The organism is Pseudomonas sp. Sample_11, assembly GCF_004307505.1.
Lineage (GTDB): Bacteria > Pseudomonadota > Gammaproteobacteria > Pseudomonadales > Pseudomonadaceae > Aquipseudomonas > Aquipseudomonas atacamensis.
In genome coordinates, this window is the sequence record NZ_RCOD01000102.1 from 53,967 (window position 1) to 71,671 (window position 17,705).

5 protein-coding genes are annotated in these 17,705 nt (G+C 63.0%); 2 read left to right on the forward strand and 3 right to left on the reverse strand.

Annotated elements, in window-relative coordinates; translation table 11 throughout:
• Positions 1-153: 153 nt before the first annotated feature.
• Entirely contained in the window at positions 154-13,152 is a 12,999-nt protein-coding gene (locus tag D8U60_RS26385) for a non-ribosomal peptide synthetase (RefSeq protein WP_130901319.1), read from the forward strand.
• Between the two features lie 228 nt (positions 13,153-13,380).
• Positions 13,381-14,196, forward strand: a complete 816-nt coding sequence (locus D8U60_RS26390; protein ID WP_130901320.1) for an alpha/beta fold hydrolase — start codon at positions 13,381-13,383, stop codon at positions 14,194-14,196.
• Between the two features lie 135 nt (positions 14,197-14,331).
• Here the strand turns inward: D8U60_RS26390 and dsbG are convergent, their stop codons facing one another.
• Genes dsbG through dsbD form a run of 3 tightly spaced genes read right to left on the reverse strand, consistent with a single transcriptional unit; the run spans position 14,332 to position 17,692 of the window.
• Positions 14,332-15,102 carry a thiol:disulfide interchange protein DsbG gene (gene dsbG, locus D8U60_RS26395; protein ID WP_130901321.1) on the reverse strand — a complete coding sequence of 257 codons (771 nt, stop codon included), beginning with the start codon at positions 15,100-15,102 and terminating at the stop codon, positions 14,332-14,334.
• Positions 15,078-15,959, reverse strand: a complete 882-nt coding sequence (locus D8U60_RS26400; protein WP_024013674.1) for a TlpA disulfide reductase family protein — start codon at positions 15,957-15,959, stop codon at positions 15,078-15,080. Before D8U60_RS26400 ends, dsbG begins: the two co-directional genes overlap by 25 nt.
• Positions 15,959-17,692: a protein-disulfide reductase DsbD gene (dsbD, locus tag D8U60_RS26405; RefSeq protein ID WP_130901322.1), complete on the reverse strand. Its 1,734-nt coding sequence runs from the start codon at positions 17,690-17,692 to the stop codon at positions 15,959-15,961. Before dsbD ends, D8U60_RS26400 begins: the two co-directional genes overlap by 1 nt.
• Positions 17,693-17,705 lie beyond the last annotated feature (13 nt).

Genomic DNA, 17,705 nt, shown 5'->3' on the forward strand with positions numbered 1-17,705 from the left:
TTCTCATTGGTGAATGGCCCGGGTGCAGATCCCCGGCCTCAGCGCATTCCGATGCCTTGCGCGGTCGGCACAGACCGCGCCCCGCACGCCTCTCGACAGGTGTGACGCAGCCACCCGATTCCACTTGCAAGCCGAATTCAGGCAGGAAACCTCATGACCGACGCGTTCGAACTCCCCAGCACCCTGGTCCATGCCCTCAAGCGTCGCGCGGCCCTGACGCCGGACCGACTGGCCTTGCGTTTTCTCGCCGAAAACCCGGAGCAGGCTGTGGTGCTCAGCTATCGCGAACTTGATCAACGCGCGCGCACCATCGCCGCTGCGTTGCAGGCTCAGGCTGGATTCGGTGAGCGTGCGGTGCTGCTGTTTCCCAGTGGCGCGGATTACGTCGCGGCGTTTTTCGGCTGCCTGTATGCCGGTGTGATTGCGGTGCCGGCCTATCCGCCGGAATCCGCGCGTCGTCATCATCAGGAGCGTTTGCTGTCGATCATCGCCGACGCCGAGCCCACACTATTGCTGACCAGCGCCGACCTGCGCGATGCCTTGCAACAAATCGACGGCGCGCCGCCGCTGCTGTGTGTCGATACCCTCGACAGCGCACTGGCCGAACGCTGGATTGAACCGAGCCTGCCGCCCGAACACATCGCCTTTCTGCAATACACTTCCGGCTCCACCGCGCTGCCCAAGGGCGTGCAGGTCAGCCATGGCAATCTGGTCGCCAACGAACTGCTGATCCGTCACGGTTTCGGCATCGACGTCAACCCGGACGACGTCATCGTCAGCTGGTTGCCGCTGTATCACGACATGGGTTTGATCGGTGGTCTGCTGCAACCGATTTTCAGCGGCGTGCCGTGCATTCTGATGTCGCCGGCCTACTTCCTCGGCCGGCCGTTGCGCTGGCTGGAAGCGATTGCCGAATACGGCGGCACCATCAGCGGCGGCCCGGATTTCGCCTACCGTTTGTGCAGTGAGCGGGTCAGCGAGTCGGCCCTTGAGCGTCTCGATCTGAGCCGCTGGCGCGTGGCCTATTCCGGTTCCGAGCCGATCCGTCTCGATACCCTCGAGCGCTTCGCCGAAAAATTCGCCGCCTGCGGTTTCAGCGACAACAGCTTCATGGCTTCGTACGGTCTGGCCGAGGCCACCCTGTTTGTCGCCGGAACACCGCGCGGCACCGGCATCCCGGCGCTGCGTGTGGACGATCAGGCGCTCGCGCAAAACCGCGCCGAGCCGGGCGACGGCAGCGCGGTCATGAGTTGCGGCATCAGCCAGCCTGAGCACGCGGTGCTGATCGTCGAACCGAATACCCTCGAAGAACTCGCCGATAACGCCGTCGGCGAAGTCTGGGCCGCAGGCCCGAGCATCGCCCACGGTTATTGGCGCAACCCCGAAGCCAGCGCCAAGACCTTCGTGCAGCACGCCGGCCGCAGCTGGTTGCGCACTGGCGACCTGGGTTTTATCCGTGCGGGCGAGTTGTTCGTCACCGGGCGCCTGAAAGACATGCTGATCGTCCGTGGCCATAACCTCTACCCGCAGGACATCGAGCAGACCGTCGAGCGCGAAGTCGAAGTGGTGCGCAAGGGCCGCGTGGCGGCGTTCGCGGTCACTCACAACGGCGAAGAGGGCATCGGCGTCGCTGCGGAAATCAGCCGCAGCGTGCAGAAAATCCTTGCGCCAGATGCGCTGATCAAAGCCATTCGCCAAGCCGTGGCCGAGGCGTATCAGGAGGCGCCAAGCGTGGTGGTGCTGCTCAATCCGGGCGCGTTGCCGAAAACCTCCAGCGGCAAACTGCAGCGCTCGGCGTGCCGCAATCGTCTGGCCGATGGCAGCCTCGACAGTTACGCGCTGTTCCCTTCGATCACAGCCGTGACGGAAACCGCGACCAGCAGCACTTCGGACCTTGAAGCGTTGATCGGGCAAATCTGGGCCGAGCAACTCAACGTCAAGCAGGTCAGTGGCGACGACCATTTCTTTCTGCTCGGCGGCAACTCGATCGCTGCCACGCAAGTAGTGGCGCGGGTTCGCGAAGCACTCGGTGTCGAGCTGAGCCTGCGCCTGCTGTTCGAAGCGCCAACCCTGTCTGCCTTCGCCGCCGCTGTGGCGCAGCTAAAACAGGACGGCGGCAGCGCTCAAGGTCCGATCAGCACCTTGTCGCGCAGCGAGCCGATGCCGCAGTCGCTGGCACAAAACCGTCTGTGGATCACTTGGCAACTCGATCCACAGAGCAGCGCCTACAACATTCCTGGCGGCCTGCGCCTGCGTGGCGAGCTGGACGAAGACGCCGTGCGCAGCAGCTTCCAGCAACTGATCGAACGCCACGAATCCTTGCGCACACGTTTCTTCGAGCGCGACGGCGTGGCATTGCAGCAAGTGCTCGCCGCTGCCGAATTCAACCTGCAACTGATCGACATCAGCGACCTGCCAATGGCCGAGCGTGAAGCCCGTGCCGAGCAGATTCGCGAAGACGAGGCGCGCACTCGGTTCGATCTGGAAAAAGGCCCGTTGCTGGCGGTGACACTGGTGCGTCTCGATGACGAAGAACATCAACTGCTGGTGACCCTGCACCACATCATCGCTGACGGCTGGTCGCTGAATATCCTGCTCGACGAATTCTCGCGTCTCTATGCCCCCGCTACCCAAGGTGCAACGGCGACGCTGGCAGCGCTGCCCACGCAATACGCCGATTACGGCAACTGGCAGCGGCAATGGCTGGCGCAAGGCGAGGGCGAGCGGCAACTGGCGTACTGGAAAGCGCAGTTGGGCGAACAACATCCGCCATTGGAACTGGCTACCGATCACCCGCGCTCGGCCAGAACCAACCACAGCGCCGCACGCTACAGCGTGCGCTTGAGTAGCAAACTCAGCGAGGCGATCCGCCAGACCGCGCAGGCCCACGAAGCCACGCCGTTCATGCTTCTACTCGCTGCGTTGCAAAGTTTGCTGCACCGCTACAGCGGTCAGCGCGACATTCGCATCGGCGTGCCCAACGCCAACCGTCCGCGCCTGGAAACCCAAAGCCTGATCGGCTTCTTCATCAATACCCAGGTGTTGCGTGCGCAAATCGATTCGCGCCTTACATTTGCCGAGCTGCTGAACCAGACCCGCCAAGCCGCACTCGGCGCCCAGGCCCATCAGGATCTGCCCTTCGAACAACTGCTCGAAGCGTTCCCGCAGGCCCGCGAACAGGGACTGTTCCAGGTCATGTTCAACCATCAGCAGCGCGACCTCAGTGCACTCAAGCGCCTGCCCGGTCTGCTCGCCGAAGAACTGCCGTGGCACAGCCGCGAAGCCAAGTTCGATCTGCAATTGCACAGCGAAGAGGATCGCAACGGGCGCCTGAGCTTGGCGTTCGACTACGCCAGCGAACTGTTCGATGCCGCGACCATCGAGCGCCTGGCCGAGCATTTCCACAATCTGCTCAGCGAAGTCTGCGAACGGCCGCAGCAGGCCATCGGCGATCTGCGCTTGCTGACCGCCAGCGAGCAGAATCAGCAGAAGGACTGGAGCGTCGCTCCGTGCACCCCGGCGCAACAATGGCTGCCGGAACTGCTCGAGCAACAATCGCGCAACACCCCGCAACGCACCGCGCTGGTGTGGGACGGCGGTAGTCTGGATTTTGCCGAGCTGCACGCGCAAGCCAACCGGCTCGCCCATTACCTGCGCGACAAAGGCGTTGGCCCGGACGTGTGCGTGGCCATCGCCGCCGAGCGTTCGCCGCAACTGCTGATCGGTCTGCTGGCGATCATCAAGGCCGGCGGCGCCTATGTGCCGCTTGATCCGGATTATCCGGCCGAACGCCTCGCGTACATGCTCCGCGACAGCGGCGTCGAACTGCTCCTGACCCAGACGCAATTGCTCGAGCGTCTGCCGGCCAGCGACGGCGTCAGCGTGATCGCCATGGATGCGCTGCACCTGGATAAATGGCCGAGCCAGGCACCGGGCCTGCGACTGCACGGCGACAACCTCGCCTACGTGATTTACACCTCGGGTTCCACCGGGCAACCGAAAGGCGTCGGCAACACCCACGCCGCGCTGGCCGAGCGCCTGCAATGGATGCAGGACACTTACCGTCTCGACGAAACCGACATGCTGATGCAAAAAGCGCCGATCAGTTTCGACGTCTCGGTGTGGGAATGCTTCTGGCCGCTGATCAGCGGCGCGCGTCTGCTGCTTGCCGCCCCCGGCGAGCACCGCGACCCGCATCGCATCGCGCAACTGGTCCAGCAATACGGCGTGACCACGCTGCACTTCGTCCCGCCGCTGCTGGCGCTGTTCGTCGACGAGCCGCTGAGTGCCGAGTGCACCAGCCTGCGCCGGGTGTTTTCCGGCGGTGAAGCCTTGCCCGCCGAGTTGCGCAACCGTGTGCTGACGCAACTGCCGGCGGTGCAATTGCACAACCGTTACGGCCCGACTGAAACCGCGATCAATGTCACCCATTGGCACTGCACAACTGCCGATGGTGAGCGCTCGCCGATTGGCCGGCCGCTGGGCAATGTGGTCTGCCGCATTCTCGATGCCGATCTCAATCCAGTGCCAGCGGGTGTGGCGGGTGAGCTGTGCATCAGCGGCATCGGTCTGGCGCGTGGTTATCTCGGGCGTCCGGCGTTGACCGCCGAGCGTTTTGTCGTCGATCCACTGGGCGAGCAGGGTGCCCGTTTGTACCGCACCGGCGACCGTGCGCGCTGGTCCTCGGATGGCGTGATCGAATACCTCGGTCGCCTCGATCAGCAGGTCAAGCTGCGCGGCTTTCGCGTTGAACCGGAAGAAATCCAGGCGCGACTGCTGGCGCAAAATGGCGTCGCCCAGGCCGTGGTGCTGGTGCGCGAAACCGCTGCCGGTGGACAACTGATCGGCTACTTCACGGCGACCGATGCGCAGGAAAATGCCGATGAGCAAATTATTCGGCTGAAAGCCGCCCTCGCTGCCGAGCTGCCGGAATACATGGTGCCCGCACAATTGCTGCGCCTTGATGCGATGCCGCTGAGTCCCAGCGGCAAACTCGACCGCCGCGCCTTGCCCGAGCCGCAATGGCAGGTGCGTGAACATATCGAGCCGGTCAGCGCACTGGAGCAACAAATCGCCGCGATCTGGCGCGAAGTGCTGGGTCTGAAGCAGATCGGCCTGCGCGATGATTTCTTCGCCCTCGGCGGTCATTCGCTGCTGGCCACGCAAATCATTTCGCGCACACGTCAGGCCTGTGACGTCGAACTGCCGCTGCGCACATTGTTCGAGCACAGCGAACTGGGCGATTACGCCGAACAGATTCGCCTGATCCAGGTCAGCGGCCGCACCAATCAACAGTTGCCGATCGCAAAAATCGACCGCAGCCAAGCGGTGCCGCTGTCCTATTCGCAGCAGCGCATGTGGTTCCTCTGGCAGATGGAACCGGACAGCCCGGCGTACAACGTCGGCGGCATGGCGCGCTTGCGCGGCGTGCTGCATGTCGAGCATTTCGAGGCAGCGTTGCAGGCGCTGATCCTGCGCCACGAAACCCTGCGCACCACTTTCCCCAGTGTCGATGGCGTCGCCCGCCAACAGGTGCATGCCGAGACCGGCGTGCGCATGGGCTGGAAGGATTTCTCCAGCCTGCCGGCAGAAGTCCGGGAGCTACAAGTCCAGCAACTGGCCGATGCAGAAGCGCACCAGCCGTTCGATCTGGAAACCGGCCCGTTGCTGCGTGCCTGTCTGGTCAAGACCGCCGAGCACGAGCATTACTTCGTCCTGACCCTGCACCACATCGTCACCGAAGGCTGGGCGATGGACATCTTTGCCCGTGAACTCAGTGCGCTATACGAAGCGTTCGTCGATGAGCGCGCCTCGCCGCTCGCGCCGCTGCCGGTGCAATACCTCGACTACAGCGTCTGGCAGCGTCAGTGGCTGGAGTCCGGCGAGCGCCAGCGCCAGCTCGACTACTGGACCGCGCAACTCGGTCGCGAACACCCGCTGCTGGAACTGCCCGGCGACCGCCCGCGTCCACCGGTGCAGAGCCATCAGGGCGAGCTGTTCCGTTTCGATCTGAGCGACGATCTCGCTGCGCGGGTGCGGGCGTTCAATGCGCAAAACGGTCTGACCCTGTTCATGACCATGACCGCCGCACTCGCCACGCTGCTCTACCGCTACAGCGGCCAGACCGACCTGCGCATCGGCGCGCCGGTGGCCAACCGCATTCGCCCGGAAAGCGAAGGGCTGATCGGGGCGTTCCTCAACACCCAGGTGCTGCGTTGCCAGCTCGACGGGCAGATGTCGGTCGGCGAACTGTTCGAGCAGGTGCGCCACACCGTGATCGAAGGCCAGTCCCATCAGGATCTGCCGTTCGATCATTTGGTCGAAGCCTTGCAGCCGCCACGCAGTGCGGCCTACAACCCGCTGTTCCAGGTGATGTGCAACGTGCAGCGCTGGGAATTCCAGCAGAGCCGCACCCTCGCTGGGATGACTGTCGAGTATCTGGCCAACGATGCGCGGGCGACCAAGTTCGATCTCAATCTGGAAGTCACCGACCTCGACCATCGCCTCGGCTGCTGCCTGACTTACAGCACCGATCTGTTCGACGAGCCGACCATCGAACGCATGGCCAGGCATTGGCGCAACCTGCTTGAAGCGTTGATCGCTGATCCGCAGCAACGCCTCAGCGAACTGCCGTTGCTCGACAACACCGAGCAACAGCACCTGCTCGACAGCCTTGGCATCGAGCCGGGCGAGCATCGTCTCGACCAGTGCATCCATCATCTGTTCGCCGAGCAGGCACTGGCGCGCAAAGACGCGCCAGCGCTGACCTTCGCCGGGCAGACCCTGAGCTACGCCGAACTCGATGCCCGGGCCAATCGTCTGGCCTGGGCGCTGCGTGAACGTGGGGTTGGCCCGCAGGTGCGGGTGGGGCTGGCGCTGGAGCGTTCGCTGGAAATGGTCATCGGCCTGCTGGCGATTCTCAAGGCTGGCGGCGCCTATGTGCCGCTGGATCCGGAGTACCCGCTCGACCGTCTGCATTACATGATCGAAGACAGCCGCATCGGTCTGCTGCTCAGCGATCGGGCGATGTTTCAGGCCCTGGGTGACTTGCCGTCAGACGTGGCGCGCTGGTGTCTGGAAGATGACAGCCCGGGATTGGCCGACTACCCGGCCAGCGAGCTGCCGTTTATCAGCCTGCCGCAACATCAGGCCTACTTGATTTACACCTCGGGCTCGACCGGCAAACCGAAAGGCGTGGTGGTCTCCCACGGCGAAATTGCCATGCACTGTCAGGCCGTGATCGAACGCTTCGGCATGCGCCCGGACGATTGTGAACTGCATTTCTATTCGATCAACTTCGACGCCGCCACCGAACGTCTGCTGGTGCCGCTGCTCAGCGGTGCGCAGGTGGTGCTGCGGGCGCAAGGGCAGTGGGACGCGGAAGAAATTTGCGGCTTGATTCGCACGCATCGGATCAACGTCCTCGGTTTCACGCCGAGCTACGGCAGCCAGTTGGCGCAGTTCCTTGCCACGCAGAATGAAGTCCTGCCGGTGCGCATGATCATCACCGGCGGTGAAGCGCTGACCGGCGAGCATCTGCAGCGCATTCGCGCGGCATTCCAACCGGCGCAGTTTTTCAATGCTTACGGCCCGACTGAAACCGTGGTCATGCCGCTGGCCAGTCTGGCGCCGCAGGTACTGGAAGAGGGCGCCGGCAGTGTGCCGATCGGCAGTGTGATCGGGGCGCGAGTCGCCTACATTCTCGACGCCGAACTGGCCTTGGTGCCGCAAGGCGCGACCGGTGAATTGTTTGTCGGCGGCGCCGGTCTGGCTCAGGCCTATCACGACCGCCCGGGCATCAGCGCCGAGCGTTTTGTCGCTGACCCGTTTGCCGCTGATGGCGGGCGCATGTATCGCACCGGCGATCTGGTGCGCCAGCGTGCCGATGGTCTGGTCGAGTATCTGGGCCGGATAGATCATCAAGTAAAAATCCGTGGTTTCCGCATCGAACTGGGCGAAATCGAAACGCGCCTGCTCGATCACCCTTCGATCCGCGAAGCGGTGGTGCTGGCGCTGGATGCGCCGAGTGGCAAGCAGTTGGTGGGTTACCTCGTTACCGATGTCGCCGGACACGGCGAAGCGCAACAGGCTGAACTGCGCGAAGCGCTCAAGTCGCACCTCAAGGCGCAACTGCCGGACTACATGGTGCCGACCCAGCTGATGCTGCTGGCAAGCATGCCGCTGACCGCCAACGGCAAACTCGACCGCCGCGCCTTGCCGGCACCGGACACGGACCTCAATCGTCAGGTCTATGTCGCGCCGAGCAACGAGCTTGAGCAGACCCTGGCGCAGATCTGGTGCGATGTGCTCAACGTCAGGCAGGTCGGCCTCAACGATAACTTCTTCGAGCTCGGCGGCGACTCGATTCTGTCGATTCAGGTGGTCAGCCGCGCGCGGCAGCAGTGCATTCACTTCAGCCCGCGCGACCTGTTCCAGCACCAGACCGTGCAGACGCTCGCCGCCGTTGCCAGTCGCACCCAGCAAGTGACGGCCGAGCAAGGCCTGGTGGACGGCGAATCGCGCCTGACGCCGATTCAGCACTGGTTCTTCGATACGGACATTCCCCAGCGTCAGCACTGGAATCAGGCGCTGTTGCTGGAACCGACTGTGCGCCTCGAGCCGCAACGATTGCAGCAAGCCTTGCTGGCAGTGATCGAGCAGCACGATGCGCTGCGTCTGCGTTTCATTGAAACCGATGATGCATGGCAAGCGACGCATCAAGTGCTGACGAATGAGGATGTGCTCTGGCAATTCAGCGTCGATTCGCTGGACCGGTGCGAAGCCCTGTTCGCCGACGCGCAACGCAGCCTGAGTCTGCAAAACGGCCCGTTACTGCGCGCAGTGCTGGTCGATGTAGTGAATGATCAGCAACGTCTGTTTATCGCCGTCCACCACTTGGTGGTCGACGGTGTTTCCTGGCGCGTGCTGCTGGATGATCTGCAAACCGCCTATCGCCAGCTCGACGCTGCGCAGCCGCTGAAACTGCCGGCGAAAACCAGCGCCTTCAAGGACTGGGCCGCGCGTTTGCAGGCCTACGCCGGCAGCGAATCCCTGCGTGAAGAACTCGGTTGGTGGCAAACGCAACTGGCCGGGCCGAGCGCTGATCTGCCTTGCGAAAACCCGCAGGGCGGCAGGCAGAATCGCCATGCGCAAACCGTCAGCGTACGCCTCGATGCCGAGCGCACCCGGCAGTTGCTGCAACAGGCACCGAGCGCTTATCGCACTCAGGTCAACGACCTGCTGCTGACCGCGCTGGCCCGTGTGCTGTGCCGCTGGAGCGGCCAGCCCTCGGCACTGATTCAACTGGAAGGACACGGTCGCGAAACCCTGTTCGACGAGATTGATCTGACCCGCACCGTCGGTTGGTTCACCAGCGCTTACCCGCTGCGCCTGACCCCGCACAACTTCGAAGAGGCCGCCGGGCAGGGCGCTTCGATCAAGGCAATCAAGGAACAACTGCGCGCCGTGCCGCACAAAGGCCTTGGTTATGGCGTGTTGCGTTATCTGGCCGATGACGGCTGCCGCCAGAACATGGCCGCGCTGCCGCAGGCGCAGGTCACCTTCAACTACCTCGGCCAGTTCGACCAGAGCTTCGGCAGCGATGCGCTGTTCCGTCCGCTGGATGAAGCGGTCGGTGCCGCCCACGATCCGCAGGCGCCGTTGCCCAACGAGCTGAGTGTCGACAGTCAGGTTTACGGTGGTGAACTGCTGCTGCGCTGGACTTTCAGTGCCGAGCGTTACGAGGCGCAAACCATTAACGATCTGGCCGCCGCCTACCTCGGTGAGTTGCAAAGCCTGATCGCCCATTGTCTGCAAGACGAAGCCGGCGGCCTGACACCATCGGACTTCCCACTGGCGAAACTGACTCAGGCGCAACTCGATGCGCTGCCGGTGCCGGCCGCGCACATCGAAGATGTCTATCCGCTGACGCCAATGCAGGAAGGCATGTTGCTGCACACCTTGCTCGAGCCGGGCACCGGTCTGTACTACATGCAGGATCGATATCGCATCAACAGCGAGCTCGATCCCGAGCGTTTCGCCCAGGCCTGGCAAGCGGTGGTCGCTCGCCATGAAGCATTGCGCGCTTCGTTCTGCTGGAACGTTGGCGAAGACATGCTGCAAGTGATTCACACGCCGGGGCGTACGCCGATCGAGTATCTGGACTGGAGCGCCGTCGCCGAAACCGAGCAGGAACCACAGCTGCAAGCGCTGCTGAAAAGCGAGCGCGAAGCCGGGTTCGATCTGCTCAATCAGGCGCCGTTTCACCTGCGCCTGATCAAGGTCGGCGCGGCGCGCTACTGGTTCATGATGAGCAACCACCACATCCTCATCGACGCCTGGTGCCGTTCGCTGCTGATGAACGACTTCTTCGAGATCTACACCGCCCTCGGTGAAGGTCGTGAAGCGCAGTTGAGCGTGCCGCCGCGTTATCGCGATTACATCGGCTGGCTGCAACGCCAGAACCTGGCCGAGGCGCGGCAGTGGTGGCGGCAGAATCTGCAAGGCTTCGAGCGCACCACGCCGATCCCGAGCGACCGGCCGTTCCTGCGCGAACACGCCGGTGAAAGCGGCGGCATGATCGTCGGCGACCGCTACACCCGCCTCAATGTCGAGGACGGCGCACGGCTGCGGGAACTGGCGCAGGCACATCAACTGACCGTCAACACCTTCGCCCAAGCTGCGTGGGCTCTGGTTTTGCGGCGCCTGAGCGGCGATTGCGACGTGCTCTTCGGCGTGACGGTGGCCGGGCGGCCGGTGGAGATGCCGGAAATGCAACGCACCGTCGGCCTGTTCATCAACAGCATCGCCCTGCGCGTGAAGATGCCGGCGGACGATCAGCGCAGCAGCGTGCGTCAATGGCTCAGTGCTTTGCTCGACAGCAACATGCAACTGCGCGAGTACGAATACCTGCCACTGGTAAACATCCAGGAGCAGAGCGAATTGCCCAAAGGCCAGCCGCTGTTCGACAGCCTGTTCGTCTTCGAAAACGCCCCGGTGGAAGTCTCGGTGCTTGATCGTGCACAGAGCCTGAATGCGACCTCGGATTCCGGCCGTACCCACACCAACTTCCCGCTGACGGCGGTATGTTACCCGGGCGATGACCTTGGCCTGCACCTGTCCTATGACCAGCGTTACTTCGACGAGGCGACGGTCGAGCGCATGCTCAGTGAGTTCAAGCGCCTGCTGCTGGCGCTGGTCGACGGCTTCCATGGCGACATGGCCGATTTGCCGCTGCTGGGCGACGAAGAACGTGACTTCCTGTTGCACGGTTGCAACCAGAGCGGCCATGACTATCCGCTGGAGCAAAGCTACGTGGCGCTGTTCGAAGCGCAGGTCGCGGCGCATCCGCAGCGCATCGCCGCCAGTTGCCTCGATCAGCAATTGAGCTATGCCGAACTGAATCACAACGCCAACCGCCTCGGCCATGCCCTGGTCGCTGCCGGGGTGCGCATGGATCAACCGGTGGCGCTGCTGGCCGAGCGTAATCTCGACCTGCTCGGCATGATCATCGGCAGCTTCAAGGCCGGTGCAGGTTACCTGCCGCTGGACCCGGGTCTGCCGAGCCAGCGCCTGAGCCGCATCATCGAGCTGAGCCGCACGCCGTTGCTGGTGTGCAGCGCAGCCTGCCTTGAGCAGGCGCAGACCTTGCTCGAAGAGTTTGGCTGTTCGAATCGTCCGCGCCTGCTGGTGTGGGAAGAGGTCCAGGCGTCGGCCGCAGCGACCCACAATCCGGGCATCCACAGTGGCCCGGACAATCTCGCCTATGTGATCTACACCTCGGGTTCGACCGGGCTGCCTAAAGGCGTGATGGTCGAGCAGCGCGGCATGCTCAACAACCAGTTGAGCAAACGTCCGTACCTCGACTTGAGCGCGGCCGATGTGATTGCGCAGACCGCCTCGCAAAGCTTCGACATTTCCGTCTGGCAGTTCCTCGCCGCGCCATTGTTCGGCGCGCGGGTCGACATCGTGCCGAACGCGATTGCCCACGATCCGCAAGGTCTGCTGGCGCATGTGCAGGCGCAGGGCATCACCGTGCTCGAAAGTGTGCCGTCGCTGATTCAGGGCATGCTCGGCTCCGAGCGTCTGAGCCTCGACGGCTTGCGCTGGATGCTGCCGACCGGTGAAGCGATGCCGCCGGAACTGGCCCATCAATGGCTGCTGCGTTATCCGGACATTGGTCTGGTCAATGCTTACGGCCCGGCGGAATGCTCGGATGACGTGGCGTTCTTCCGTGTCGACATGGCGTCGACGCGCGGCAGCTATTTGCCGATCGGCACGCCGACCGATAACAACTTGCTGTACCTGGTCGATGGCGCGCTGGATCTGGTGCCGTTGGGCGCGGTGGGTGAGCTGTGCGTTGCCGGGACCGGCGTCGGTCGCGGTTACGTCAGCGATCCGCTGCGCACCGCGCCGGTGTTTGTGCCGAATCCGTTCGGCGCGCCGGGCGAACGCCTGTACCGCACCGGTGACCTGGCGCGGCGCCGCACCGACGGCGTACTGGAATACGTCGGCCGCGTCGATCATCAAGTGAAGATTCGCGGTTACCGCATCGAGCTCGGTGAAATCGAAGCGCGTCTGCATGAACAACCGGAAGTGCGCGACGCGGCGGTGGGTGTGCAGGAAGGCGTCAACGGCAAGCATCTGGTGGGCTACCTGGTCGCGGCCGATGCGGCGCTCAATCCGGGCGAACGCCTGGAGCGGATCAAGCAGCGCCTGCGCGCCGAACTGCCGGAATACATGGTGCCGCTGCACTGGCTATGGCTGGAGCAGATGCCGCTCAATGCCAACGGCAAACTCGACCGCAAAGCCTTGCCGGCACTGGAGATCGGTCAGTTGCAAAGCGCGGATTATCTGGCGCCGCGCAACGAGCTGGAGCAGGCCCTGGCTGATATCTGGGCTGAGGTGCTGAAGGTGGAAAAGGTCGGGGTGCGCGACAATTTCTTCGAACTGGGCGGGCATTCGCTGCTGGCTACGCAAATTGCATCGCGGGTACAAAAAGCCCTGCAACGCAATGTGCCGCTGCGCGCGATGTTCGAATGCAGCACGGTGGAGGAACTGGCCGAATACATCGATGGGCTGGCGGCCAGTGACATTACCGAGGAGAAGGTTGATCGGTTGAATGATCTGATGGCGGAGCTGGAGGGGCTGTAGTCCTTCAGCGCCTGGGCCGGCCTCTTCGCTGGCAAGCCAGCTCCCACAGTTTTTGCGGTGAGCACAAATCTTGTGAACGACGTTGAACCTTGTGGGAGCTGGCTTGCCAGCGATGGCGTCGGTGAACTCAACACAAATCACCAGTACATGACTGTACATTTCCATCCTTGACGATCAACAACCGGCAGCTCAGTCTGCCGGTTCTGTTTTTTCTCGCGGAGGTGGTCGATGCCCTTTTTCACGGTTGACGGACAAGCACTGCACTACATTGATCAAGGCACCGGCCCGGCCGTGTTGCTGGCTGGCAGTTATCTCTGGGATCAAGCGATGTGGGCGCCGCAGATCGCCGCGCTGACCCCGCACTATCGCGTCATTGCCGTGGATCTGTGGGGGCATGGCGAGTCCGGCAAGTTACCCGAAGGCACCACTTCGCTGGACGACATCGCCCGTCAGGCACAGGCCTTGCTCGATCATCTGGACATCGACCGCGTGACTCTGGTGGGGCTGTCGGTCGGCGGCATGTGGGGCGCGCGTTTGGCACTGTCCGCACCGCAACGTCTCAACGGTCTGGTGCTGATGGACACCTACGTCGGCGTCGAGCCGGAACCGACCCGGCAGTATTACTTCTCGTTGTTCAAGCAGATCGAAGACAGCGGCACCATCTCCGAACAATTGCTCGACATCGTTGTGCCAATCTTCTTCCGCCCGGGTATCGACCCGCAGTCGGCGCTGTATCAGGATTTCCGCTCGAAATTGAAGGGCTACTCGCCCGAGCGTCTGCGCGAAAGCATTGTGCCGATGGGCCGCATCACGTTTGGCCGCAACGACCTGTTGCCACGTCTGAGCGAGCTGAACCCGGCGACGACACTGGTGCTGTGCGGCGATCAGGACAAACCGCGACCACCCTCGGAAGCCCGGGAAATGGCTGAATTGATCGGTTGCCCGTGCGTGCTGGTGCCGGAGGCGGGGCATATCTCCAATCTGGAGAATCCCGAGTTTGTCACTGAGGCACTGCTGGCGTTTCTGGCCGAGCGCAACCGCTAGACCGAGTGAATTCCAATCGCGGGCAAGCCCGCTCCCACAGGGTTTCAGGTGTTCACATATTCCGTGTTCATCACAAGACTCTGTGGGAGCGGGCTTGCCCGCGATGAGGCCGGGTCAGGCGATAAAGGATCGGTTTTATTTCGCCCCGAGAATCTTCACCAGCTTGTCCGGCGAAGGCGCGCCTTGCTGTTGTTGCAGTTCGCCTTTGTCATCCATGTAGAAAATCGCCGGGGTGGCCTGCAGTTCGAGGTCTTCCATCAACTGCATGTTGGCCGCGAGTTTGGTTTGCACGGCGACCGGAATGTCTTTCATGGCCTTTAGCGCGCTGCCCTTGCCGGCCTTTTCGTGATCTTCCAGGGCCTTGGCCGGGTCTTTCGCCGCCAGCAGCGCGGCTGATTTGCCCGGGCTGTCTTCGCGGATGATGCCGACCATGATGTGGCGCAACTGCACCTTGCCGGCCTTGACCCATGGCCGTGCCTGTTCCCAGAACATGTTGCAGTACGGGCAGTTCGGATCGCTGAACAGGTACACCGTGCGCGGTGCATCCTTGTTGCCGTCCTGAATCCAGTTGCTCGCCTCGAACTTGGCCCAGACTTCCTTGGACATCGGTGCGTAGACCAGTTTCTGCAACGGTTCGCTGCTCAGGTCCTTGCCGTCGGCGTCGTACAGATTACCCACCACGACATGCTTGCCGTCCGGGGTCAGGTACAGCGCCATGCCGCGGTTCTGATATTGCGCGGCGTACCCGCGCAGGCCGTCGGGGGCGTCGAACTGGCCGACGATTTTCGCGCCCTTGGCTTCGATCTTTTTGATTGCGCCGGGCAGTTCTTCAGCAGCCTGCACCGACGGCAAGTGCAGCAGGGCAGTGCCCAGGGTCAGCGTCAGCAGGTGGCGGAGGCGGGGCATGGCAGTTTCCTTGCAGAGTTGGCCGGGGCAACGGCCTGATTCGGGCTTGAAGGTGAAGTGTCGAAGGTTTCCAGGGCGCGGGCGAGGCTGGCGTTCGACAGTTCACCGAGATGACTGGTCAGCAAGCGACCGTCCGGGCTATAGAACAGCGTAGTCGGTAACGCCATGGAACCCACGGCCTGACCGAGACGGCCGCCGCGGTCGAACAGCACGTTGTTCAGGCTCAGGCCCTGGGTTTCCAGGAACGTTGCCACGCTTTGCATGCTTTCGGCCTGATTGACGAACAAGAACGTCAGATCGGGGCGCTGCTGTTGGGCGTTTTCCAGCACCGGCATTTCTCGCCGGCACGGCGGGCACCAGGTCGCCCAGAGGTTGATCACCAGCGGCCCGCCCTGATACTCACTGAGCTTGATGGTTTCGCCAGCGGCGTTGCGCAGGGATATATCCGGCAGGCGCGTACCCTGTTCGTAGATATTCAGCGACAGGGTGGCAAGCAGCCAGAACGCCACGCCACTGACCACGCCGAAGCCCAACGGGCGGCGCAAAGCGGGCCGGCGCCAGCCGCGATACAACGCCGCCAGCAACAGCACGATGACCCCGGGCCAAGCGAGGAAACCGCCGTCGCGCAGATCGATGATCTGCCACGGGTCATTGCGATAATGCGACCAGTACAGCGCGACAAACGCAACGCGCGCCGCGAGCATGCCCAGCAAAAACAGGCTGAACAGCGCCGACTCGGGGTTATCGCCGCCGCGCTTGGCCACTCGCCAGCCGACAAACGTCGCCAGCGCCAGAGCACTGATCAGCAGCAGGTGGTTGAGCGCGATGGCGAAGGTGCCGAGGGTGAACGTCAGCATCAGTTGGCATCTCGGGTGGCGGACCAGCGTTGCAGGAAAGTATCGGCATCGACCTCGCCGGTGATGCGCTGGCTGCGGCGTTCTTCGCCGTCAGCGCCGATCCAGATGAACGTCGGCGGCCCCGGAACTTTATAACGACTGAGCAGCTCACGGCTCGCAGCGTTGTCGGCGGTCACATCCAGGCGCAGCAGGCGCACGTCGCTCAGGGCCTGCATGACCTTGGCCTCACCGAACACCTTCTTCTCCATGACTTTGCACGACACACACCAGTCGGCGTAGTAATCGAGCAACACCCACTGGCCCTGAGCCTTGGCCGCGTCGAGTTCGCGTTGCAGGGCGGCCGGTTCCTTTATTGTGCTGAAGGCATCGTGACCCGTTGGCGACGCGCTGGCGACAGGGCCGGCGCTGTAGACCTGCAATGGCTGATACGGATCATCACTGCCGCCCGCCGCACCGATCACCAACAAGCTGCCCCACAAACCGAGCAACAAGGACAGGGCGCCAAACATCTGCGCGACGCGGCCAAACCCTGCGGATTGTTTCCAGGCGCTGTAAGCGGCGATCAACAGCAGAGCGCCGCACAGCCCCAGCCACAACGACGGGTCCAGTACCGGGCGCAGCATCAACAATGCAGTGGCAAGAAAGAGGAAGCCGAATATGCCCTTGAGCAGATTCATCCACGCCCCGGGTTTCGGCAGGAAACGGTTGCCCACGGTGACCAGCAGCAACAGCGGCACACCGATGCCGATGCCCAGCGCAAACAGAATCAGACCGCCGTGCAACGCGTTACCGCTCTGCGCGATGTACAGCAGTGCGCCGGCCAGTGGCGCGGTCATGCATGGCCCGACCAACAGACCGGACAACGCGCCCAGCACGCCGGCGCCGATCAGGCTGCCGCCGCTGCGGCTGCGCGACGCATGTTCAAGACGATCACGCAGGGCCACCGGCAGTTGCAGCTCGAAGAAGCCGAACATCGGCAATGCCAGCACCACGAAAATGGCGGCAAATGCGCCGAGCAACCAAGGATTCTGCAACCACGCCTGCAGGTTCGCACCGAGCAGCGCAGCAATCACGCCCATCGCCGCATAAACCAGTGCCATGCAGATCACGTAGCTGCTGGCCAAGGCAAACCCGCGCCGTGGTGTGGCGCCACTGCCGACGATCATCCCGGCGAGAATCGGCAGCATCGGCAGCGAACACGGGGTAAACGCCAACAGCAGGCCGAGTCCGAAGAACACCAGCAGACTCCAGCCCAGCGCCCGTTGTTGCAGACTGCTGGCCAAAGCCTGATCCGGGGCTTCAGCGCCTGTTGTTGCTGCGGCTTTGCCGCCCAGGTCAATCACCCGGGTTTGCGGTGGATAGCACAGACCGGCATCGGCGCAGCCCTGATAACTGACCTTGATCTGACCGCTGGCCGCCGCCGGGATTTTCACTTCCAGCCCTTGGCGGTACACCGGCTGCTCGCCGAAGAACTCATCGCTGTGGGATTCGCCTTCAGGCAACACCGGCTGCTGATCGGCGGCCAGCCCGTCGAATTTCAAACGTTTCTGATACAGGTAGTAGCCGTCAGTGATCTGCCAGAACAGCTGGGTGTCGCCCGAGTCCAGACGCTCGGAGGTGAGTACGAATGCCTTATCGACGGGTAAAAAGTCCGGCCTGGACTCGAACGGATTGTTTCCGGCCTGAGCCAGACCGGAAACCAATAGAGCAAACAGAAGAAAAAAATGACGCATGGAGGAGCCTTGT